At 44.4% G+C, this 20548-nt stretch carries 22 protein-coding genes; 4 read left to right on the forward strand and 18 right to left on the reverse strand.

Going from position 1 to position 20548, the window contains the following annotated elements; genetic code table 11:
- Positions 1-135 precede the first annotated feature (135 nt).
- The 15 genes from rplI to gyrA all read right to left on the reverse strand — a co-directional run bounded on the left by rplI (position 136) and on the right by gyrA (position 14513).
- Positions 136-585 carry a 50S ribosomal protein L9 gene (gene rplI, locus IBX48_RS03390; protein WP_296830734.1) on the reverse strand — a complete coding sequence of 150 codons (450 nt, stop codon included), beginning with the start codon at positions 583-585 and terminating at the stop codon, positions 136-138.
- A gap of 10 nt (positions 586-595) precedes the next feature.
- Complete coding sequence (locus tag IBX48_RS03395) at positions 596-1492, reverse strand: DUF2232 domain-containing protein (protein ID WP_296830736.1); 897 nt, start codon at positions 1490-1492, stop codon at positions 596-598.
- Positions 1493-1520: 28 nt separating this feature from the next.
- A complete protein-coding gene (gene rpsR / locus IBX48_RS03400; RefSeq protein ID WP_296830738.1) occupies positions 1521-1748 on the reverse strand; it encodes a 30S ribosomal protein S18 in 228 nt (75 codons plus the stop codon).
- Between the two features lies 1 nt (position 1749).
- Entirely contained in the window at positions 1750-2109 is a 360-nt protein-coding gene (rpsF, locus tag IBX48_RS03405; protein ID WP_296830740.1) for a 30S ribosomal protein S6, read from the reverse strand.
- Between the two features lie 141 nt (positions 2110-2250).
- On the reverse strand, positions 2251-2946 hold the full coding sequence (gene pyrF, locus IBX48_RS03410) for an orotidine-5'-phosphate decarboxylase (protein WP_296830742.1): 696 nt from the start codon (positions 2944-2946) through the stop codon (positions 2251-2253).
- Between the two features lie 43 nt (positions 2947-2989).
- On the reverse strand, positions 2990-3319 hold the full coding sequence (locus tag IBX48_RS03415) for a LapA family protein (RefSeq protein WP_296830744.1): 330 nt from the start codon (positions 3317-3319) through the stop codon (positions 2990-2992).
- A 19-nt stretch (positions 3320-3338) separates the two neighbouring features.
- Positions 3339-3644 carry an integration host factor subunit beta gene (locus IBX48_RS03420; protein ID WP_296830746.1) on the reverse strand — a complete coding sequence of 102 codons (306 nt, stop codon included), beginning with the start codon at positions 3642-3644 and terminating at the stop codon, positions 3339-3341.
- A gap of 125 nt (positions 3645-3769) precedes the next feature.
- Positions 3770-5428 (reverse strand): 30S ribosomal protein S1, encoded by a 1659-nt coding sequence (gene rpsA, locus IBX48_RS03425; protein ID WP_296830748.1) that lies wholly within the window; start codon positions 5426-5428, stop codon positions 3770-3772.
- 111 nt (positions 5429-5539) lie between these two features.
- Complete coding sequence (gene cmk / locus IBX48_RS03430; protein WP_296830750.1) at positions 5540-6196, reverse strand: (d)CMP kinase; 657 nt, start codon at positions 6194-6196, stop codon at positions 5540-5542.
- Entirely contained in the window at positions 6196-7536 is a 1341-nt protein-coding gene (gene aroA / locus IBX48_RS03435) for a 3-phosphoshikimate 1-carboxyvinyltransferase (RefSeq protein WP_296830752.1), read from the reverse strand. The genes cmk and aroA overlap by 1 nt, the downstream gene beginning before the upstream one ends.
- A 43-nt stretch (positions 7537-7579) precedes the next feature.
- The gene (locus tag IBX48_RS03440) at positions 7580-8458 is read right to left on the reverse strand and encodes a prephenate dehydrogenase/arogenate dehydrogenase family protein (RefSeq protein WP_296830754.1); all 879 of its coding nucleotides are present in this window, start codon (positions 8456-8458) and stop codon (positions 7580-7582) included.
- A gap of 3 nt (positions 8459-8461) precedes the next feature.
- Positions 8462-9559 (reverse strand): histidinol-phosphate transaminase, encoded by a 1098-nt coding sequence (gene hisC, locus IBX48_RS03445; protein ID WP_296830757.1) that lies wholly within the window; start codon positions 9557-9559, stop codon positions 8462-8464.
- A 50-nt stretch (positions 9560-9609) separates the two neighbouring features.
- Positions 9610-10713, reverse strand: coding sequence for a prephenate dehydratase (pheA, locus tag IBX48_RS03450; RefSeq protein WP_296830759.1), 1104 nt, complete (start codon positions 10711-10713; stop codon positions 9610-9612).
- Positions 10714-10728: 15 nt separating this feature from the next.
- Positions 10729-11796: a 3-phosphoserine/phosphohydroxythreonine transaminase gene (serC, locus tag IBX48_RS03455; RefSeq protein WP_296830761.1), complete on the reverse strand. Its 1068-nt coding sequence runs from the start codon at positions 11794-11796 to the stop codon at positions 10729-10731.
- 20 nt (positions 11797-11816) lie between these two features.
- Positions 11817-14513: a DNA gyrase subunit A gene (gene gyrA / locus IBX48_RS03460; RefSeq protein WP_296830763.1), complete on the reverse strand. Its 2697-nt coding sequence runs from the start codon at positions 14511-14513 to the stop codon at positions 11817-11819.
- A gap of 162 nt (positions 14514-14675) precedes the next feature.
- Here gyrA and ubiG point away from each other — a divergent pair, with 162 nt between their 5' ends.
- Genes ubiG through nfsB form a run of 4 tightly spaced genes read left to right on the forward strand, consistent with a single transcriptional unit; the run spans position 14676 to position 17462 of the window.
- Positions 14676-15383, forward strand: a complete 708-nt coding sequence (gene ubiG / locus IBX48_RS03465; protein WP_296830765.1) for a bifunctional 2-polyprenyl-6-hydroxyphenol methylase/3-demethylubiquinol 3-O-methyltransferase UbiG — start codon at positions 14676-14678, stop codon at positions 15381-15383.
- A gap of 8 nt (positions 15384-15391) precedes the next feature.
- A complete protein-coding gene (locus IBX48_RS03470; protein WP_296830767.1) occupies positions 15392-16057 on the forward strand; it encodes an HAD-IA family hydrolase in 666 nt (221 codons plus the stop codon).
- Complete coding sequence (locus tag IBX48_RS03475; RefSeq protein WP_296830769.1) at positions 16057-16767, forward strand: SDR family NAD(P)-dependent oxidoreductase; 711 nt, start codon at positions 16057-16059, stop codon at positions 16765-16767. Before IBX48_RS03470 ends, IBX48_RS03475 begins: the two co-directional genes overlap by 1 nt.
- 41 nt (positions 16768-16808) lie before the next feature.
- Entirely contained in the window at positions 16809-17462 is a 654-nt protein-coding gene (nfsB, locus tag IBX48_RS03480) for an oxygen-insensitive NAD(P)H nitroreductase (RefSeq protein WP_296830771.1), read from the forward strand.
- On the opposite strand, the gene IBX48_RS03485 is transcribed toward nfsB, so the two are convergent.
- The 3 genes from IBX48_RS03485 to IBX48_RS03495 form a co-directional block, all read right to left on the reverse strand.
- Complete coding sequence (locus IBX48_RS03485; RefSeq protein ID WP_296830773.1) at positions 17459-17773, reverse strand: CcdB family protein; 315 nt, start codon at positions 17771-17773, stop codon at positions 17459-17461. The two genes, nfsB and IBX48_RS03485, sit on opposite strands and share 4 nt — an antisense overlap.
- Positions 17773-18018: a type II toxin-antitoxin system CcdA family antitoxin gene (locus IBX48_RS03490; RefSeq protein ID WP_296830775.1), complete on the reverse strand. Its 246-nt coding sequence runs from the start codon at positions 18016-18018 to the stop codon at positions 17773-17775. The genes IBX48_RS03485 and IBX48_RS03490 overlap by 1 nt, the downstream gene beginning before the upstream one ends.
- 74 nt (positions 18019-18092) lie before the next feature.
- On the reverse strand, positions 18093-20411 hold the full coding sequence (locus tag IBX48_RS03495; RefSeq protein WP_296830778.1) for a Tex family protein: 2319 nt from the start codon (positions 20409-20411) through the stop codon (positions 18093-18095).
- Positions 20412-20548 lie beyond the last annotated feature (137 nt).

The raw sequence follows: 20548 nt of genomic DNA on the forward strand, positions 1-20548 counted from the left end.
CAACATGCTGAGTTTATAAATGAAGCCTTATTATAAACGATGCGATAGAAAAATCGGCGCTGTCGAGCTGAAATAAAAAAAGCCAAAATGATTAATTCATTTTGGCTTTTTACTAACACACGTAAAGCGAGCGAATTAAGCCGCTGCTTTTACTTCAACATTGATTGAAGCAATTACATCAGTGTGTAATTGAACATCAATTTCAAACGTACCAGTATGACGTAGTGGGCCTTCAGGCATACGAACATAACGACGTTCGATATCGAAACCTGATGCTTTTAATGCATCGGCAATATCTTGTGTACCGATTGAACCGAAAAGCTTGCCTTCTTCACCAGCGCTAGCTTCAACAGTCACAACCATACCGTTCATTTTTTCATATACCGCTTGAGCTTGGGCTAATAACTCAGCCGCTTGCTTCTCAAGCTCTGCACGACGTGCTTCAAACTCGGCTACGTTATCTTTTGTAGCAGGCTTGGCTTTACCTTGTGGAATTAGGAAGTTACGAGCGTATCCGGCCTTAACCGCTACCTGATCACCCAAACCGCCTAAATTTTGTACTTTTTCAAGCAGAATAACGTTCATAAGAAAACCTCTATTTACTTTCTACCCATCGGCGACGGAAATCACTAAATGTATCCGCCAAGCCAACGATCGCTAAAACTAATACTGTTTGCGGAAACACAAGCAGTAAGAAATACAGAGCAAATAACCAGCCCTTGCTTAAGTTTTTAACAAACACAGCATGGTGGGTAATTGCCAGCCCTTGAAACATTAATACCATGCTAAGCAATCCAAACAGGTCGCCTAACAGTCCACCGCTTGCCTCGTTTAAAAACAAGCTTGCGATGGCGACAATCACAGTGGCAATTGCGACATTTTTTGGCAATCTTAACTGATGAAAGTCTTTCTGAAACTGTCCTGGATAATATAAAACACCTTGCATCCAACGCCCGATTAACAGCGTACCAAACCAGAGAACAACCGCAAACATGGCTAATAACATAGACATGACATTCGTCACTTGCTCAATCATTTCAGATGAGTAAGCGACACCGGCTTCTTCTAGGACTGGTCGCAACATTTGGTCAAATAAACCCATCCACCATGTCGGTAAATCACCTAACATGAGATGCGCTATTAATAAACCAGCACCTGACATTAACGCAGCTATCTGAAGTGTGGATCCCATGGAGTTAGTTTGACGTAATACAAGCGCCAGAATCCAAACAGGAACCATAAACTCCAGAATTGCGACCAAACCCGGCAAATAACTACCAGATAAAAACCCCGAAACAACTAGGTTTACAGCCATCGCAGCTAATAGAGTTTTAAAGCCATCGCTAACACCAACTCGCAACGTAATCAGCGCAATGATGGCACCCGCAAAAACACCAAACGGGCTAAACCAAACAGTCAATAAGGCAAATCCAATTGCTGCAAGATAAGCCTGCATAGGGCCTTTCATCACAAAATTGGCGATTGCTATCATAGTATTATGGGTTCCTTCAGAACTTTAATTACTTGTGCTGATCAGTGTATGGCAACAAAGCTAATACGCGCGCACGCTTAATAGCTGTTGACAATTGACGCTGATACTTAGCGCTGGTACCTGTAATACGGCTAGGTACGATTTTACCGGTTTCGGTAATATAAGCACGCAAGGTATCAATGTCTTTATAATCAATTTCTTTAACGCCTTCTGCTGAAAAACGGCAGTATTTTTTACGTCCAAAATTTCTCGCCATGTTACTCTCCCCTATGGTATGAAGTGGCTTCAGGTTTATCATCCTTCTTGCCTGCCATGACAGACGGCTCAGTAACCGCTTCATTGCGTGCGATTACCATTTTACGTAACACGGCATCGTTATAATAAAACGCATTTTCAAGTTCGTCCAAAGCCGTTTGGTTACATTCAATGTTCATTAAAATGTAATGGGCTTTGTGCACTTTATTGATTGTATAAGCTAATTGACGACGACCCCAGTCTTCTAGACGGTGGATTTTTCCATCAGCTTGTTCAATGATCGAACGATAACGTTCGATCATTGCAGGCACCTGCTCGCTTTGATCAGGATGCACTAGGAATACTACTTCGTAATGACGCATGGTCTCTCCTTATGGATCTAATACAGAGCCTTATCACATTTTGTGATAAGGCAAGGAATTCCATAACGGCGTTTTATGCCGTATGAAAGGCGAGAATTATAGAGAAATCCATGCCTTAATGCAATAAGTTTAGAGGGGTTTCTAGCTTAAAGATTGGTTAATCGCCAATAACGAGGCTAATGGGTCAGCTGATTGTGTAATCGGACGGCCGATAACCAAATAATCCGATCCAGCCTGAATCGCTTCTGCTGGGGTCATAATACGTTTTTGATCATCTGATTTTGAACCAACCGGACGAATACCCGGTGTCACCAAACAAAAGTCTTTTGAAACATGTTTTCTCAGCTCGAAGGCTTCTTGTGCTGAACACACCACACCATCGGCCCCTGAATTCTGCGCTAATTTAGCCAGGCGCAGCACATTATCTTGAATACTACCAGGTAAACCAATCGCACTTAACTGAGCTTGATCAAAGCTAGTAAGGATCGTTACTGCGGTTAAAATCGGCTGATGTTCGGCTGTCAGAATGGCTTCTTTGGCAGCTGAAATCATGTTTGGGCCGCCCAGAGCATGTACATTAACCATCCAAACCCCCATATTTGCGGCGGCTTTACAAGCCATCGCGACTGTATTTGGGATGTCGTGGTACTTTAAATCTAAAAATACATCGAAGCCACGCTTGATTAGCTGTTCAACCAGGCCTGGTCCTGCGATGGCAAATAATTCTTTGCCGACTTTGAGTTTGCATTGGATTGGATCAAGCTGATCAACCAGCTTAAACACATCAGCTTGATTAGCAAAATCTAAAGCCACAATAACACGAGAAGATGACGACACGATCGTTCCCCTAGTAACGTAAAATGAATGTAAATTTAAACACTTAGCTCAGATTCTTAAGCGTAATATCTTGTGATTTGGCTAAGGGTGTTCTATGCAGTTGTTTTTTGAGTTCGATGATTTCAATCGTTTGTTGTTTATGTTGTTTGTTTAAACGATGCAATTTCCATTGCAGACGTATGACTTGCGTAAACACAAATAAACCGGCGAAAAGCATACCCAACACAAATGAAATACTGAGTAAAACGGAAAGAGGAATGTGCCGCTGACCAAATAAATAATCAAACGACACAAGTGTTGAATTGAGCAAACCCAATACGACTCCAAATCCAACAAATGCAAGGGTTGCAATTAAAGATAGGAGCTTAATCATAAGGCGGTTGGCTCAACTTTTAACATATGATATCAGTTGATGTTTTGGAGGCATCAACTTGTTCACGCAGAATTTTACCCGGTTTAAAGTGTGGAACACGCTTTTCGGGTAGTTTTACTGCTTCACCAGTTTTAGGGTTGCGCCCCATTCTGGCTTGTCTATGATGCAAACTAAAACTGCCGAAACCTCGAATTTCAATTCGATCGCCTTCAGCTAAAGCATTAATCATTGACTCAATAATCTGATTTACCGCAATCTCGACATCTTTTTGTGAGAGTTGGGTTTGTTTTCTCGCTATGAGCTCAATCAATTCTGACTTGGTCATTTCAATACTCTTACCTTCTCACTAATGATGAGGAACAGTGTTGGATTAATTACATTAACCAACACTGAACGACCAAACAATATTTTCAATTCAATACGTTGAAGTGAAAATCGTTTTTGTCAGGTTTAGAGCTGACCTTTCAATAAGTCACCAAGAGTATTGGTAGCTTGATCTTGATTTGAGGTATAGCCTTTAATCGCCTCAGCCTCATCCTGCTTATCTTTTGCCTTAACAGATAAAGACAAACTACGGCTCTTACGGTCGATGTTTGTGATTTTAGCTTCAACCTGATCACCAACACTTAGAACGCTTGAAGCATCACGGGTTTCTTCTTTAAGCTCTGAAGTACGAAGGTAACCTTCAACTTCTTCAGCTAAATCAATAACCGCGCCCTTCTCATCTACAGTCTTAACCGTACCGACTACAATGCTGTTTTTGCCATTGGCCGCCACATATTGTGAGAAAGGATCTTGCTCAAGTTGTTTTAGACCTAGCGAAATACGCTCTCTTTCTGGATCAATAGAAAGAATAATAGTTTCTAGTTCATCACCTTTCTTGAATTCACGAATCGCTTCTTCGCCATTCTGAGCCCAAGAAATATCCGTCAAGTGAACCAAACCATCAATACCACCGTCTAGACCGATAAAGATACCGAAGTCAGTGATTGACTTGATGTTACCCGTGATTTTGTCACCTTTATTATGAGTCGCTGCGAAGCCTTCCCATGGGTTAACAGTACACTGTTTGATACTTAATGAAATACGACGACGTTCTTGGTCTACGTCTAGGATTTTCACGCGCACTTCTTGACCCAAATGAACTACTTTAGATGGGTGAATGTTGCGGTTAGTCCAATCCAACTCAGAAGTGTGAACCAAGCCTTCAATGCCTTCTTGAATTTCGATGAATGCACCGTAATCTGTAATATTGGCCACTTTACCAGCGGTTTCTGAACCGATTGGGTAACGCGAAACCATATCAGACCATGGATCTTCTTCCATCTGCTTTAAGCCTAGAGAAACACGGTTACGTTCTTTGTCAAACTTAAGAACCTTAACTTCGATTTCATCACCAACCTGTACAATTTCAGAAGGGTGGTTAACACGACGCCATGCCATATCGGTGATATGTAATAGGCCGTCAACGCCACCCAAGTCAATAAATGCACCGTAGTCAGTAAGGTTTTTAACGATACCTTTAAGAACCGCACCTTCTTCCATGTTAGCCAATAACGCTTCACGTTCTGCACTGCTCTCAGCTTCGATCACGGCACGACGTGATACCACCACGTTGTTACGTTTACGATCGATCTTAACCAGCTTCAACTCAACTTCTTTGCCTTCTAGGAAACCAAAGTCGCGAATCGGACGTGTGTCAACCAATGAACCTGGTAAGAAACCACGTACACCTTCAACATCAACGGTCAAGCCGCCTTTAACTTTACCGGTAACAAAACCAATAACGGTTTCGTTGTCTTCAACGGCAGCTTCAAGACGATCCCAAGTTTTCGCGCGTTTCGCTTTTTCGCGTGACAAGCGAGTTTCACCGAAGCCATCTTCTAAGGCCTCTAGGCAAACTTCAACTTCATCACCAACGGCAACTTCTAGTTCACCATTCGCGTCTTCAAATTGTTTTCTTGGGATGGCCGATTCTGATTTCATACCGGCATCAACCATAACGGTTTCTTTATCAATACCAACAACGGTACCGATGATTAAAGCGCCTGTTTGGAAGCGGTCTAGCTGAAGAGATTCTTCAAATAACTGTGCAAAAGTTTCACTCATGAGTGGATTACCAAATTAAATTACAAAACCGAATACAATACCAATTTTGGGGCAAGTAAAGTGTTTCGGGTCAGTTAGCAATGGTCGATTCCCCAATAATCAACCTTGTCGTCATATCCCACGTTTCTGTAGGAATTCTTTTGCTTTTTCAAAGACTTGATCGATATTTAAATCGCTCGTATCTATGATAAAAGCATCTTGCGCAGGCACTAAAGGTGATACTGAGCGGTTTTGATCACGCTCGTCACGTTCTATAATGTCGCGAGTTATTTGGGCAATATTAACAGTAACACCTTGATTTTTCAACTGGTTAACGCGTCTTTCTGCACGCACCTCGGCTGAGGCGGTTAAAAACAATTTTGCGCTAGCTTGGGGAAAAACGATCGTACCCATATCGCGGCCATCCGCTACCAGGCCTGGTGCTTGTGAAAAATCCTTTTGGCGTTGCAATAAAGCCGCACGGATTTGAGGAATAGCGGCCACTTTAGAAGCCATGGCGGCGACCTCTTCATTACGAATTTCGGTGGTGATATCTTCCCCGTCAAATAATACACGGCCAGATTCAAACAATACCGGCAAGCTTTCGGCTAAAGCCACCAATTCAGCCAGATTATCCAAATCAATATTTTTAGCAATCACACCATAAGCCAGTGTGCGATAAATCGCCCCACTGTCTAAAAAATGAAACCCGGTGTAGTCACATAAAAGCTGAGCTAATGTGCCTTTACCTACACCGCTTGGGCCGTCAACAGTCACGATTGTATGCATTATTCCGAACCCTCCTGCGCGACCACTTTCAGGCCAACCGAATTAGCCAATTCAACAAAACCCGGGAAAGAGGTATTCACGTTGGCACAATCTTCAATTTCAATAGGTGCGACCGCCGTTAAAGCCGCCACGGTCATTGACATAGAAATGCGATGATCATGGTGACTAATAATTTTTGATTTTTGTGGCTTTTGTTGACCACCTTTAACGATCATGCCGTCTTGTGTCGGTTGTGCATCAATGCCCACCGCTTGCAAGGCATCGGCCATGACTTGAATGCGATCCGATTCTTTAACACGTAACTCTTCGGCACCAGTTAGTATCGTTGTGCCCTCAGCCGCCGAAGCCGCCACAAATAAAACCGGAAACTCATCAATCGCCAACGGCACTAAAGCTTCTGGGATTTGTATGCCTTTTAATTTAGCGTAACGAACACGCACATCAGCCACAGGTTCACCGCCGACTTCGTGCTCATTTTCTAAAGTTAGGTCAGCGCCCATTAAACGCAAAATATCAATAATACCGGTGCGCGTCGGGTTCATGCCGACATGTTGAATCAATAAATCCGAACCTGGCGCAATCGATGCGGCTACCATATAAAAAGCGGCGGATGAGATATCAGATGGCACATCAATATGGCCCGCTTTAAGTTTGCCGCCGCCTTGTAATGTGACACGTGTAGCCAGTTTATCTAGGGCTTCAGATTGCACTTCATAACCAAATCCACGCAACATACGTTCCGTATGATCACGGGTTGGTGCAGGCTCAACAACACTGGTTACGCCTTCGGCATACAAGCCCGCCAATAATACACAAGACTTAACCTGCGCACTCGCCATGGGTAAGGTGTAATCAATCGCTTTAAGCTTAGCGTTTCCTTGAATTTTTAGCGGAGGTAAACCTTTCTCTTCGCTCGTAATACTCGCACCCATAAGTGTTAAGGGGTCAATCACACGTTTCATTGGGCGCTTACTTAAAGACGCATCACCAGTTAACTCACAACTAAAGCTCTGACCTGCCAAAATGCCAGATAACAGGCGCATCGAGGTGCCTGAATTCCCCATATTAAGTGTGTGACTTGGCGCTTTTAAGCCGTTTAAGCCAACCCCCTTAATCACTACCTTGCCTTGGTTCGGGCCATCAATCTTAACGCCCATCGCTTGGAAGGCTTTTAAGGTCGCTAGGCTGTCATCACCTTCTAAAAAACCCGTTACGGTGGTGGTGCCTTCAGCAATCGATCCCAGCATAATGCTGCGGTGTGAAATGGATTTATCCCCTGGAACTCGAATCGTGCCTGTTAAGGCGCCACCAGGCTGGACAATAAAACGTATATTTTTCATAAGGTTGTTCTTAATATTGGATTTTAATTTAAAGGATTAGGATTTATAAATCCGCGTTTCTATGCAAAATATGCTGATCGCGCGCAGTTTTGGCTTGATCAAACAACGCAAATAACGCCGGACCATCTTGGGATTCGATTAACTGGGTAAGTGTTTGCAATTCCGCTTGGTATGCATTTAACCACTTTACCAAAGCGACCGAGTTATGCAGTGCAATGTCGCGCCACATGGTGGCATCACTTGATGCAATGCGGGTAAAGTCGCGAAAGCCGCCAGCGGTATATTGAAAAACATTGCCAAGTTCAGCATGTTCATTCAACATATCGACTAATGCAAATGCCAACATATGCGGCAAGTGACTGGTCGCGGCAAATACTTCATCATGAAAACTCGCCGCCATCAAACTCACATTTGCGCCAACCTCGCTCCACAGTGTTTGAACCAATTCAACCGCTGATTCATTGGTGGTTTCAGTCGGCGTTAAGATCACGCGGTGATTTTGATATAAATCGGCATCAACCGCTTCAACGCCGCTTTTTTCACGACCAGCAATAGGATGTCCGGGCACAAAGTTAGGCGGACAACCCCCCACTTTCTCAATAATGTCTTTGATTACACTGTCTTTCGCGCTACCGGCATCCGTCACAATGGTTTTTGCATCTAGATGTGGTTCAATTTCGGCAAATAACGAGCCAATGACACCCAATGGCACCGCTAGCATCACTAGATCCGCGCCCTTTACCGCCAAAGTCACATCCGTTTCATAACGGTCTATTACACCGAGAGCAACGGCTTTCTCTAAATTTTCAACTCGATGCCCGTAACCGACGACTTCGTCGACTAAACCCAGTTGTTTGAGTTTTAAGGCAAACGAACCACCGATTAGCCCGACCCCGATTACACAAAGACGCCCTATTCTCATAGCTTAAAGCACCTGATGTAAGGCATCAATAAAGTGTTGGTTTTCGCTGCGATTACCAATCGAAACACGTAAAAAATGGTTTAGACCATAATTCCCAACTGGGCGAATAATCACGCCATGATGCAACAACTTGGTGTTTATTTCTGAAGCCTTATCACCAAACTCAACACACACAAAATTGCCTTCTGAGTGGATAAATGGAATATCCAAACCAACTAAAGCTTCGCAAATTTGTTGTTTACCTTGGCGATTAAGTTCTACCGATTGCAAAACAAATTGCTGATCCTGCAAAGCCGCGGCCGCCGCAACTTGGGCAAAATGATTCACATTAAATGGCGCACGTAACCGATTAATATAAGAGATGATTTCTTCACTTGCCACCATGTAACCCACACGCAAAGAGGCTAAACCATAAGCTTTCGAAAAAGTGCGTGACACGATCAAGTTTGGATATTGAGCTAAATAATCCAAACCATTCGGATAGTCGGATGTTTCAACATATTCCAAATAGGCTTCATCTAGCACCACCATTACATTTTCAGGCACGGCTTGCATAAAGCTTTCCCATTCGGCTCGACCAAATAGCGTTCCGGTTGGATTATTTGGATTAGCGACATAGATCAGTTTGGTTTTTGACGTGACCGCCTGAGCCATCGCATCTAAATCATGAGCGTAATTTTTGGCCGGAACTTCTACGCCTGTTGCGCCTACAATTTGCGCCGTAATCGGATAAACCGCAAACCCATATTGCGAGTAAACAATCTCATCGCCTTGAGCACAAAAAACTCGGCCAACCAACTCAAGCAATTCATTCGAGCCATTCCCTAACGCGATTTGGCTAGCCGGTACCGACAAGAAATCACTCAATACTTTGCGTAAATAAAACGTATTTCCATCTGGATAACGTGCAATGTCTTTGAGGGCAATCTCGATAGCGCTCAAAGCTTTCGGACTCGCGCCTAGCGGATTCTCGTTAGATGCTAACTTACTGATGTGTTTTAACCCAAGTTCACGTTGCAGTTCGCTTACCGGCTTGCCGGGAACATAGGGTTGAATTGATTGAATTTGCGGCTGAACTAAATGTTCAAATACGGGATTCATACAGGGCTCTCTAAAGTTAAATGGGTTCAATCTAAGCGTTTTCTAGCGATTTATTCGAGTGGTGAAACCGGATAAGAACCCAATAGCTTGAAAAAGCTGGTTTGCGCTTCTACTTCTTTTAAGGCTTCGGCTACTTTGGGGTCAGTTTGGTGACCCACAATATCAATAAAAAACACATAATCCCATTTTTTATTGTTGGATGGTCGAGATACAATTCGAGTCATACCAATCTCGCGTTTTGCGAAACTGTCTAAAATTTTGGCTAAAGCACCCGCTCGGTTTTGAATGGATAACACCAATGCGGTTTTATCTTCTCCGCTGGGTGAGGTGGATTCAGTCCCAATCACCCAAAACTTGGTGGTGTTATCGCTGACATCTTCAATGTGTGATTTTAAAATCGTCAATTGATATAAAACCGCCGCCTGCTCAGAAGCAATCGCCGCCAATGATGTGTCAGCCTGCGCCATTTTGGCAGCTAACGCATTAGATTCAACCGCTTCCAGCTCAACGCCAGGTAAGTTGTTCTTTAACCAGCTTCGGCATTGGCCTAAAGCTTGGGCATGTGCCACCACTTTAGAGATTGAACCCATATCTTTGGCGTTGGATAACAAGCAATGGTGAATTGCTAAATCCACTTCACCGGTGACATGCGCACGCATGGTGATCAGACTGTCTTGGGTGGCGTTTACTACACCTTCAGTGGAGTTTTCAACTGGCACCAAACCATAGTGGGTGACACCGGTTTCGACCGACTTAAAGACGTCTTCTATGGTTGAAACAGCATAAGGTTGCGCAAACGAACCGAATTGTTTAATGGTCGCTGCATGCGTATAACTGCCTTCTGGCCCCAAATACGCGACCTTGATCGGTTGTTCAAGTGCCAAGCAGGCCGACATAATCTCGCGAAATAAACGCGCCATATCATTATCCGATAACGGGCTTTTATTTCGTTGCTTAACGGCGCGTAAAACTTGGGCTTCACGTTCTGGGCGGTAAAAAACCGCTTCAACCTTGCCGCCTTGGGTTTTAATGTCCGCGACTTTTTGTGCGCAACGTGCGCGTTCACTGATCAGTTCCTGAATTTTGGCATCAACTGCGTCAATTTCATTGCGAATGGTATTCAGTTGTTCGGCTTCTTGTGTATTCGGTGTCATGCGCAAACTCTTCATTTATGCGTGGCGTTGTGCAAAGTCGTTCATAAACGTTATTAACGCTTCCACGCCTTCTTCTGGCATCGCATTATAAATACTGGCGCGCATACCACCGACAACTTTATGACCTTTTAAGTTTAATAGACCGGCTTTTTTGGATTCTTCTAAGAAAAGTGCATCCAAACTTGGGTCTTTTAAGGTAAAGGGTACATTCATCCATGAACGCTGACTGGGCTCAACCGGATTACTGTAGAAAGGATTCGAATCAATCGCCGCATAAAGTTTTGAGGCTTTGGTTTGGTTGTGTTTAGCCATCGCCTCCACACCGCCTTGCTCTTTAATCCAGTCAAACACCAGGCCGGCTAAATACCAGGCATAGGTAGGCGGCGTGTTATACATTGAATCGTTTTCAGCGGTAACTTGCCAATTCATTAAAATCGGCGTGTCATTACGGGCTTTCCCGAGCAAATCTTCACGCACAATCACAATCGCTAAGCCGGCTGGGCCAATATTTTTTTGTGCACCCGCATAAATCACGCCAAATTGCGAGACATCAATTGGACGTGACAAAATCGTAGATGACATATCCGCAACTAAAGGTACATTCACCTGCGGCGGCTGCATAAACTCTACACCACTAATGGTTTCGTTAGGTGTGTAATGCACATATTTGGCGTTTGAAGATAACGACCATTCTGATGAATCGGGAATGCGGTGGTGGTTTTCACACACCACATTTACATTCACATAACGCTGGGCTTCTTTAATCGCTTTATGCGACCAAACACCCGTATCAAAATAATCAGCCACATCAGTAGGTTGGCTTAGGTTTAATGGAATCGCACTGAACTGTAAAGACGCGCCACCATGGGTGAACAAAACTTTATAGTTATCAGGAATGCCCATAATTTCGCGCAGTGTCTGCTCGGCATGCTTGGCCATTTGCATGTATTCTTTTGAGCGGTGACTCATCTCCATCACAGACATGCCGGTGTCGTTCCAGTTCAGCATTTCCGCTTGCGCTTTGCGCATTACAGCTTCTGGCAACATGGCTGGCCCGGCGCTAAAATTAAAGGCTCTTGACATTTTTCAGGCTTTCTCCGAGTTTATTTATCTTCGTTAGGATCAATTAAATCAAGCTGAAAATCATCCGGTTCCTCAGCTTGAGTTGATTCATTTTGTGTGTTTTGCGCGTCTTCAACCACTGTGGTAGTTTGAGTTGCAACGACGCTGCCATCCGTTTCAACGGCATCTTCATCCATGATATCGTCATCATCTGACGCATTAACCACCGCCAGACCCACAACCGCTTCGTCTTTACCAACGTTAATTAACTTAACGCCTTGTGTGTTACGACCTACTACTGAGATTTCGCTTACACGAGTTCGTACCAACGTGGCTTTATTGGTAATCAATACCACTTCTTGCTCAGGCACCACCGACAAGGCCGAGACTACTTTGCCGTTGCGCTCGGAAGTCTTGATCGAAATCACGCCTTGGCCGCCTCGGTTAATGGTTGAGTAATCCTCAACTGTTGTACATTTACCGTAGCCATGTTCGGTGGCGGTTAAGATCAACGTTGACGGTGTTGCAATTTGCATACTAATAATGGTTTGATCAGCGGCGAGTTTCATACCACGCACACCACGGGCCTGACGACCCATTACACGCACATCCGACTCTTTAAAGCGAATCGCTTTACCACCATCGGCAAACAGCATAACTTCTTGATTACCGTTGGTAAGCGCGGTGCCGACCAACTCATCGTTATCCAATAAATCAACCGCGATGATGCCGTTGGCACGTGGACGTGAGAAATCAGTCAAACGTACACGTTTGACCACCGCATGTTTGGTGGCCATAAACACAAAGTGCTCATCATCAAATTGGCTAATTGGTAAGATTGCTGAAATATGCTCGCCATCTTCTAGTGGGAATACATTTACAATTGGCTTGCCACGCGCGCCACGGCTAGCTAAAGGTAACTGCCAAGTTTTCTGCCAGTACAGTTTGCCGCGGTTTGAGAAACACAACAGCATATCGTGTGTGCTGGCGACCAGGATTTGACCAACTTCGTCTTCTTCTTTCATCGCAGTGGCTGATTTACCGCGTCCACCGCGTTTTTGCGCGCGATAATCGCTGACTGGCTGAGTTTTGATATAACCGTCTTGCGATAAAGTCACAATGCGGTCTTCAACTGCGATTAAGTCTTCTTCATCTAGATCAACGTAAGCATGGTCAATTTCGGTACGACGTGCATCACCGTAAAGCGTTTTAATTTCAACCAATTCTTCGCGAACCACTTCGGTTAAGCGATCCGGGTTACGCAAGATTTCTAGGAATTCAAAGATCTTTTCGATCAAACCTTTGTATTCTTCTAAAATTTTGTCTTGTTCTAAACCGGTTAAACGGTTTAAACGCATATCCAAAATAGCTTGAGCCTGGGTCGGTGATAAACGATAAATATCCGATTCCACCATACCAAAACTAGCATCGAGTTCTTCAGGGCGCGTATCTTTTGCTTCTACTCGTTCCAAAAGCTGGATGACGTTGCCAGCTGGCCAGTTACGATCCAACATACGATCTTTAGCGACACTGGCAGTAGGCGATGATTTGATCAATTCAATCATTTCATCAATATTGCTTAGCGCAACCGCCAAACCTTCTAGTAAATGTGCTTTTTCGCGGGCTTTACGCAGTTCGAAAATGGTACGACGCGTGACAACTTCACGGCGGTGGCGTACAAAGGCTTCTACAATTTCGCGCAGGTTAAGCAACTTTGGCTGGGCGTTAATCAACGCCACCATATTGATACCAAACACGGTTTGCATTGTGGTCAGTTTATATAGATTGTTAATCATGACTTCCGGTACTTCGCCGCGACGCAATTCGATGACGATACGCATGCCATCTTTGTCAGACTCATCACGTAACGCGGTGATGCCTTCAACTTTCTTTTCTTTAACTAATTCCGCAATACGTTCAATCAAACGCGCTTTGTTAACTTGATAAGGAATTTCGTAGACTACGATAGTTTGCTTGCCGGACTTATCGGTTTCGATCTTAGTACGTGCACGAATTTGTACACGACCACGCCCGGTTTCATAGGCTTCGCGAATACCGCGTGTGCCGTTAATAATGGCGCGGGTTGGGAAATCTGGACCGGGAATGTGTTCCATCAAACCGGCCACATCAATGTCTGGGTTTTCGATTAACGCTAAACAGGCATCAATGGTTTCGCTTAAGTTATGCGGCGGAATATTGGTCGCCATACCCACCGCAATACCGGAAGAACCATTCACCAATAAATTAGGGATGCGACTTGGCATTACATTTGGTTCATGCTCAGAACCGTCATAGTTTGCTGTGAAATCAACCGTTTCTTTTTCTAAGTCGGCTAGCAGCTCATGTGCGATTTTAGACATACGCACTTCGGTATAACGCATGGCGGCGGCGTTATCACCATCAATCGAACCAAAGTTACCCTGGCCATCAACTAACATATAACGTAAAGAGAAAGGTTGTGCCATACGAACAATCGTGTCATACACGGCCGTATCACCGTGCGGGTGGTATTTACCAATTACATCACCGACCACACGTGCCGATTTTTTATACGGCTTATTCCAATCGTTTTTCAATTCATTCATGGCGAATAAGACACGGCGGTGAACGGGTTTTAAACCATCGCGTACATCTGGCAACGCTCGTCCTATAATTACGCTCATCGCGTAACTTAAATAAGACTGTTTCATTTCATCTTCAAGCGATATCGGGTGTATTTCACGTGCAAAGTCTGACATGGAGCATCCAATCTAATTATATTTTTGACATAAAGTATGCATTATAACCGAATTATGACCAGACTATGAACGCGAAATGCAAAAAATAAGCGGGTACAAAGCGTTTTTAATCCAGTAGAATATCGCCCTATGTGTTTTAACTAAAAAGCTGACATAAGCCCTATGAACGTCTCAGACAATTTTGATCAACAAGAACTGCACAATTTTAACCAACATGCACAAACTTGGTGGGATACCGAGGGAGAATTTGGTGCGTTGCATAAAATTAACCCACTACGGCTAGAGTTTATGCAGCGTCATGTAGCTTTAGCAAACCAAACCACGCTCGATATTGGCTGTGGTGGCGGTATTTTAAGTGAATCCATGGCCAAATTGGGCGCGAATGTCACCGGGATTGATTTGGCTGAAGACGTTTTAAATGTTGCTAAACTGCACGCTTTAGACGTGGGCATTGAATTGGACTACCAACTGATCTCAGCCGAAGACCACGCACAACAATATCCTCAACATTATGACGTGGTGACCTGCATGGAAATGCTCGAACACGTGCCCAACCCGCAAGCGATTATTCAAGCCGCGGCACAAGCCACCAGGCCTGGTGGTTATGTGTTTTTCTCGACGTTAAATCGTACCAATAAATCCTTGTTGTTAGCGGTTATTACCGCCGAATATTTGTTGAACCTAGTGCCGCGTGGCACTCATAATCATGACAAATTCATCAAGCCCAGCGAACTCTCACAAATGGCGCGTAAAGAGGGTCTGTTACTCATAGACTCATCAGGTATCGACTTCAATCCATTACTAAAACACTATGCTTTAAGTCACAACATTGACATTAACTACTTAATGGCCTTTCAAAAGCTGGATTAACCCAAACCATGACCCCAATTGAATGCATTTTATTTGACCTAGACGGCACCCTGCTTGATACCTCATACGATTTTAGCTACGCCTTAAACCTAATCTGTGCCGAGCTAGGCCAAACCCCGCCAAGTTATGCGGAAGTTCGCAATACGGTATCGCAAGGTGGCGCCGCCCTTACCCGCTTAGCTTTTCCAGAGGCCGATGATGATTTATTTGAACAACGTCGCCAACAGTTTTTAGCCAACTATTACGATCATATTGCTTTGCACACTCAAGTCTTCCCCGGCCTATTGCCAGGCCTGGTGCATTTGGCCGAAAAAAACATTCCTTGGGGCATCGTCACCAATAAGCCAGAAAAATTAACCCATCACCTGTTAAAAAACATTGATTTCCCAAGTGCCCCACAAAGTATTGTGTGTGGCGATACCTTGCCGATTCGTAAACCCAATCCAGAGCCTATGTGGTTAGCCGCCGAGCAATGCGGTTTTGCGCCCGAAAAGTGCTTGTATCTAGGTGATCACCCTCGCGATATCGAAGCCGGCATCAATGCCCGCATGCAAACGGGTGCAGCTTTATTTGGTTATTTGCCAGAAGATAAAATCGACAATTTAGACCAGGCCGATTTTATTTTCCGCACGCCATACGATATTACTCAGTTTCTAAAAGAGCGTTTTAACTAATGGATTTACAACAAAATTTAACCGAAAACAAAACCTTTTTAATCACCGGCGCGGCCAATGGTTTGGGTCGTGCGTTAGCCCAACATTTGCATAACCCACAACATCAGCTGATTCTGCTAGATAGTGATTTAAAAGCACTCAATAAACTCTATGACGAATTAGATGCGAGCGGTTGGAATAACGTGTTTTTGTTCCCGATGAACTTAGCCGGTTCAGCGCAAGCCGAATTTGAACAACTCGCCGAAGGACTGGACGCGTTTCCAAAACTAGACGGTTTATTTCTAAACGCGGCCATCTTGCCCGCTTTAACGCCGATTGAACACTTTGACCCACTGCAATGGTACGAAGTCATGCAAACCAACTTGAATGCTAATTTCCATCTAATTCAAACCTGTTTGCCTAAACTCAAAGCCAGCCACCAGGCCTGGTTAGTCACCATTTCTGACCAAGCCGTAAAAAACAATCAGCAATATTATGGCGCTTATGCCGTGGCCAAAGCCGGTTTAGAACAACTCACCCAGCTCGTGGTCGAAGAAAATGCCAATTTACAAGGTGTGATTGCACACTTCCCCGCACTCGCCAGCCACTTCCGTAGCAAACTTTATCCAGGCGAACCACCTTGCCAAAACGAAACGGTCGAATCCGCAGCGGAACGCTTAATCGCGACCTGTTTTAAACAGCAAACACACGCCGATATAACCTTTTTATAATTGGTTTTAAATACATTATTGAATACATAAAGGCTATCGAAATGAACATAGTTGAAATCGCACAAACCCGTTATTCCACCAAAAAGTTTGATAAAACTCGCCGAATTTCCGATTCGGATTTGGCACAAGTTAAAGCCCTGCTACGCTTAAGCCCATCAAGTGTGAATTCTCAGCCTTGGCACTTTATTATGAGTGGCACAGATGAAGGCAAAACGCGCATCGCTAAAGCCGCCCAAGGCTCTTATGTGGCGAATGAGTCCAAAATCCTCAATTGCTCACATGTGATTGTTTACTGTGTAAAAACCGACTTCAGTGACGACTATATCCACGCCATCACCAACCAAGAAGAGGCTGATGGCCGGATTGACTCACAAGAAATGAAAGATAAGGTCAATGCGGTTCGAACCTTTTATGCAGACCTACACCGCGTAAATTGGCATGACACTCAATGCTGGATGGAAAAACAAGTCTACTTAAACATGGGCGCTTTGTTATTAGGCGCCGGTGCTTTAGGCTTAGACGCGGTCCCGATTGAAGGCGTAGATACCCAAGTATTGGATGAAGAATTTAATCTAGCAAGCCAAGGTTATAAAGCACTCGCCGTGGTGGCGCTGGGTTATAAACAAGCCGATGACTTTAACGCCAGCCTCCCCAAATCTCGCTGGGCAGAAAGCCAGATTATCAGCGAGATTTAAATCCCCGAAACCAACATGTCAATTGCGGACATGATGGTATCTCGATGCGCCTCAACGGAAATGACTGACTCACTAAGCTGCTTTTTTGAAATAGAAGTAAGGAGATGCGTCATCATTACATAATCAGCCTGATTAAGCTCGATGACTGGAGTGAGTCGGTCTAAATGCTGGTCAACCAACTCAAGTGGCGATAATGGGATCACAACCCTTGTATTAAGGTTGCTCAGCAATTCATGTTGGATGTCGACAAAAAAAGGGTAAATTTCCTTTGATGCTAGGCTCTCATTTTTATAGAGCGTGAACTGCGCCATTACAGCACTCGATGCTCATCTGAAAAAAGCCCATGTTTTTGCGTAAACTTATTCATGGATTTAATCGCCGCTTGATTCTGGCTTAACCATTTTTCGCGTGCATTTTGTTTTAACTTCTCTAACAATGCCTGCTCTAACGTTGCTGAAATATTGATATTTTCAGCACGTGCCTTCGCTAACAAATCACTGTTTAAGCTGACATTTGTCGGTTTTTTTGCCGCTGTTTTATCAAATAAAGAAGACATAGTTACCTCATGCTTTAATGCGCATAAGTTATGCGCATTAAATAATTTAACAGAACCTCTTCGAGTAAACCAGATTATTTGTTTTTCAGTGCGGCGAATTTATCCGCTAAGGTGCCCAAACTATGATGGCTCGGTGCATTAGAATTTTTAGCCTGGCTTTGCTGTGACTGATTATTTTTGTCAATATTTTTAGTCGATGCAGCCAGGCTTGGTGCAGTTATAGTTGGTGAAGTTTTCATCGACAAGCTAATGCGTTTGCGCGCCTCATCCACTTCCAATACCGTGACCTTCACAATCTGCCCGGCTTTAACAATCGTATGTGGATCGCTGACAAAGCCGTTTGATAAGTGTGAGATATGCACCAAACCGTCTTGATGCACGCCCACATCCACAAACGCGCCAAAATGCGTCACATTAGTCACCACACCCTCAAGCACCAGGCCTGGTGATAAGTCTTTAATTTCGGTAATCGCATCGTCAAACTTCACCACCTCAAAACTTGGACGCGGATCACGACCGGGTTTTTCGAGTTCAGACAAAATATCACGAAGCGTCATTAACCCAATGTTTTCATTCACAAACTCGGTCGCGTTAATGCGTTTAACCTGTTCGGTTTGGCCAATTAAATGCGCCAAATCCACCCCCAATTTTGACGCCATTTTTTCAACGATCTCATAGGATTCAGGATGCACCGCCGATTGATCTAACGGATGCTCCCCTTCGCGAATGCGCAAGAAACCCGCACACTGTTCAAATGCTTTTGGTCCTAAACGTGGCACTTTCTTTAATTGCTGGCGATTACGGAACGAGCCATTTTCATCACGCCATTTAACAATTTCTTGTGCCAAACGCGACGACAAACCGGATACATAACTCAATAATGCGCTCGATGCGGTATTCAAATCGACCCCAACCGAGTTCACACAATCCTCGACCGTATTTTGCAAAGATAACGCCAACGCGGTTTGGTTCACGTCATGCTGATATTGACCCACACCAATCGCTTTTGGGTCAATTTTAACCAACTCGGCAAGCGGATCTTGCAAACGACGGCCAATCGAAATCGCACCACGAATCGTCACATCCAATTGCGGGAATTCTTGCTGGGCGATTTCAGAAGCTGAATAAACCGATGCGCCCGCCTCTGACACCACCACTTTTTGGGTATTAGTAAGTTTGTTTTGCGTTAACACCTCGTTAACCAACTGCTCGGTTTCGCGTGAGGCGGTACCATTGCCGATACTCACCAACTTAACACCATAGTCTTTAATCAGTTTAGCCAGCGTTTGTTTGCTTTGATCCCACTGGCTTTGTGGCGCATGCGGGTAGATCACGCCATGATGTAAAAATTTGCCGGTTTGATCCACTATCGCGAGTTTCACGCCGGTACGAAAGCCTGGATCAAGCGCCAAAGTCACCTTAGCACCCGCCGGAGCGGCCAATAATAAGTCTTTTAAATTGTGTGCAAATACCTCTATTGCGCCCTGTTCCGCCATTTCACGTAAACGACTAAACAATTCCGTTTCGAGTGATTTAGCAAGCTTCAAGCGCCAGACCTGGTGGATAATTTGGCTAAAGAAGGTTTGGCTCGCTAAACGCTCAAACTGTAATTGATGAAACTGCTGAATCCGCGCCAAAAACGGATGAGAAGCAGACGATTCAACCTGCGGCAATTCGAGCTTAAGCTTAAGAATGCCCGCCTGTTCTCCACGAAATAAAGCTAAAGCACGGTGCGAAGGAACCTTACGAATCGGTTCGTCATACTCATAATAGTCTTTAAACTTCTCGCCTTCATCAACCTGATTTTTAACCAAACGGCTGGTTACGATCCCTTCGCGCCACAAGGTTTCACGCAGTTGTGCCACCAGGCCTGGTGGTTGTGACAATTGTTCGGTCAAAATATCCTGCGCTCCACTTAATGCGGCTTCGGCGGTTTCTATGCCTTTTTCCGCATTAACATAAGCTTGCGCCTCGGCAAATGGATCAAGTTTTGGATTGGCTAATAACGCCTGCGCCAACGGATCAAGCCCGGCTTCTTTGGCTTTTAACGCCTTAGAATTACGCGTGAGTTTATAAGGCCGATAAATATCTTCCAGCTCGGTTTTGCTAAAGGTATTTTCCACTGCACTTTGCAGTTCAGGCGTCAGTTTTTGTTGCGCCTCTAAGCTTTTAAGAATGGTTTGTTTGCGTTCCTGTAGACTGGTTAAATAGCCCAACCGCGTCTCGAGCTGGCGCAACTGAATGTCATCCAACCCTTGGGTGGCCTCCTTACGATAACGCGAAATAAACGGCACGGTTGCGCCTTCGTTTAACAACGCAATGGCGGCTTCAACTTGGCTTGACTTAACCTTTAACTCATCTGCAATAATCTGCGCAAAATTCAAACTGTTCATTGTTCTCTCTTATTTTTATGTATCACCAAGCAAATCTTGTCGGCTTACGTTTCACTAAGCCGACCTACTATATTTAAACCCCAAACAGTAGGTTGGTTTAGGTCGAAGACCGTAAACCAACAATAGCTACAGCCCAA

Source organism: Thiomicrospira sp. (assembly GCF_014859555.1).
Classification (GTDB): Bacteria; Pseudomonadota; Gammaproteobacteria; order Thiomicrospirales; family Thiomicrospiraceae; genus Thiomicrospira.

Bases quoted from the DNA above. Each gene is read 5' to 3' on its own strand.
- rpsA (WP_296830748.1), bottom strand. From the start codon at position 5,428: ATGAGTGAAACTTTTGCACAGTTATTTGAAGAATCTCTTCAGCTAGAC.
- pheA (WP_296830759.1), bottom strand. From the start codon at position 10,713: ATGACACCGAATACACAAGAAGCCGAACAACTGAATACCATTCGCAAT.
- IBX48_RS03495 (WP_296830778.1), bottom strand. From the start codon at position 20,411: ATGAACAGTTTGAATTTTGCGCAGATTATTGCAGATGAGTTAAAGGTT.
- ubiG (WP_296830765.1), top strand. From the start codon at position 14,676: ATGAACGTCTCAGACAATTTTGATCAACAAGAACTGCACAATTTTAAC.
- rplI (WP_296830734.1), bottom strand. From the start codon at position 585: ATGAACGTTATTCTGCTTGAAAAAGTACAAAATTTAGGCGGTTTGGGT.
- nfsB (WP_296830771.1), top strand. From the start codon at position 16,809: ATGAACATAGTTGAAATCGCACAAACCCGTTATTCCACCAAAAAGTTT.
- serC (WP_296830761.1), bottom strand. From the start codon at position 11,796: ATGTCAAGAGCCTTTAATTTTAGCGCCGGGCCAGCCATGTTGCCAGAA.
- IBX48_RS03490 (WP_296830775.1), bottom strand. From the start codon at position 18,018: ATGTCTTCTTTATTTGATAAAACAGCGGCAAAAAAACCGACAAATGTC.
- IBX48_RS03395 (WP_296830736.1), bottom strand. From the start codon at position 1,492: ATGATAGCAATCGCCAATTTTGTGATGAAAGGCCCTATGCAGGCTTAT.
- gyrA (WP_296830763.1), bottom strand. From the start codon at position 14,513: ATGTCAGACTTTGCACGTGAAATACACCCGATATCGCTTGAAGATGAA.
- IBX48_RS03470 (WP_296830767.1), top strand. From the start codon at position 15,392: ATGACCCCAATTGAATGCATTTTATTTGACCTAGACGGCACCCTGCTT.
- hisC (WP_296830757.1), bottom strand. From the start codon at position 9,559: ATGAATCCCGTATTTGAACATTTAGTTCAGCCGCAAATTCAATCAATT.
- IBX48_RS03440 (WP_296830754.1), bottom strand. From the start codon at position 8,458: ATGAGAATAGGGCGTCTTTGTGTAATCGGGGTCGGGCTAATCGGTGGT.
- IBX48_RS03485 (WP_296830773.1), bottom strand. From the start codon at position 17,773: ATGGCGCAGTTCACGCTCTATAAAAATGAGAGCCTAGCATCAAAGGAA.
- IBX48_RS03415 (WP_296830744.1), bottom strand. From the start codon at position 3,319: ATGATTAAGCTCCTATCTTTAATTGCAACCCTTGCATTTGTTGGATTT.
- cmk (WP_296830750.1), bottom strand. From the start codon at position 6,196: ATGCATACAATCGTGACTGTTGACGGCCCAAGCGGTGTAGGTAAAGGC.
- IBX48_RS03475 (WP_296830769.1), top strand. From the start codon at position 16,057: ATGGATTTACAACAAAATTTAACCGAAAACAAAACCTTTTTAATCACC.
- IBX48_RS03420 (WP_296830746.1), bottom strand. From the start codon at position 3,644: ATGACCAAGTCAGAATTGATTGAGCTCATAGCGAGAAAACAAACCCAA.
- aroA (WP_296830752.1), bottom strand. From the start codon at position 7,536: ATGAAAAATATACGTTTTATTGTCCAGCCTGGTGGCGCCTTAACAGGC.
- rpsR (WP_296830738.1), bottom strand. From the start codon at position 1,748: ATGGCGAGAAATTTTGGACGTAAAAAATACTGCCGTTTTTCAGCAGAA.
- rpsF (WP_296830740.1), bottom strand. From the start codon at position 2,109: ATGCGTCATTACGAAGTAGTATTCCTAGTGCATCCTGATCAAAGCGAG.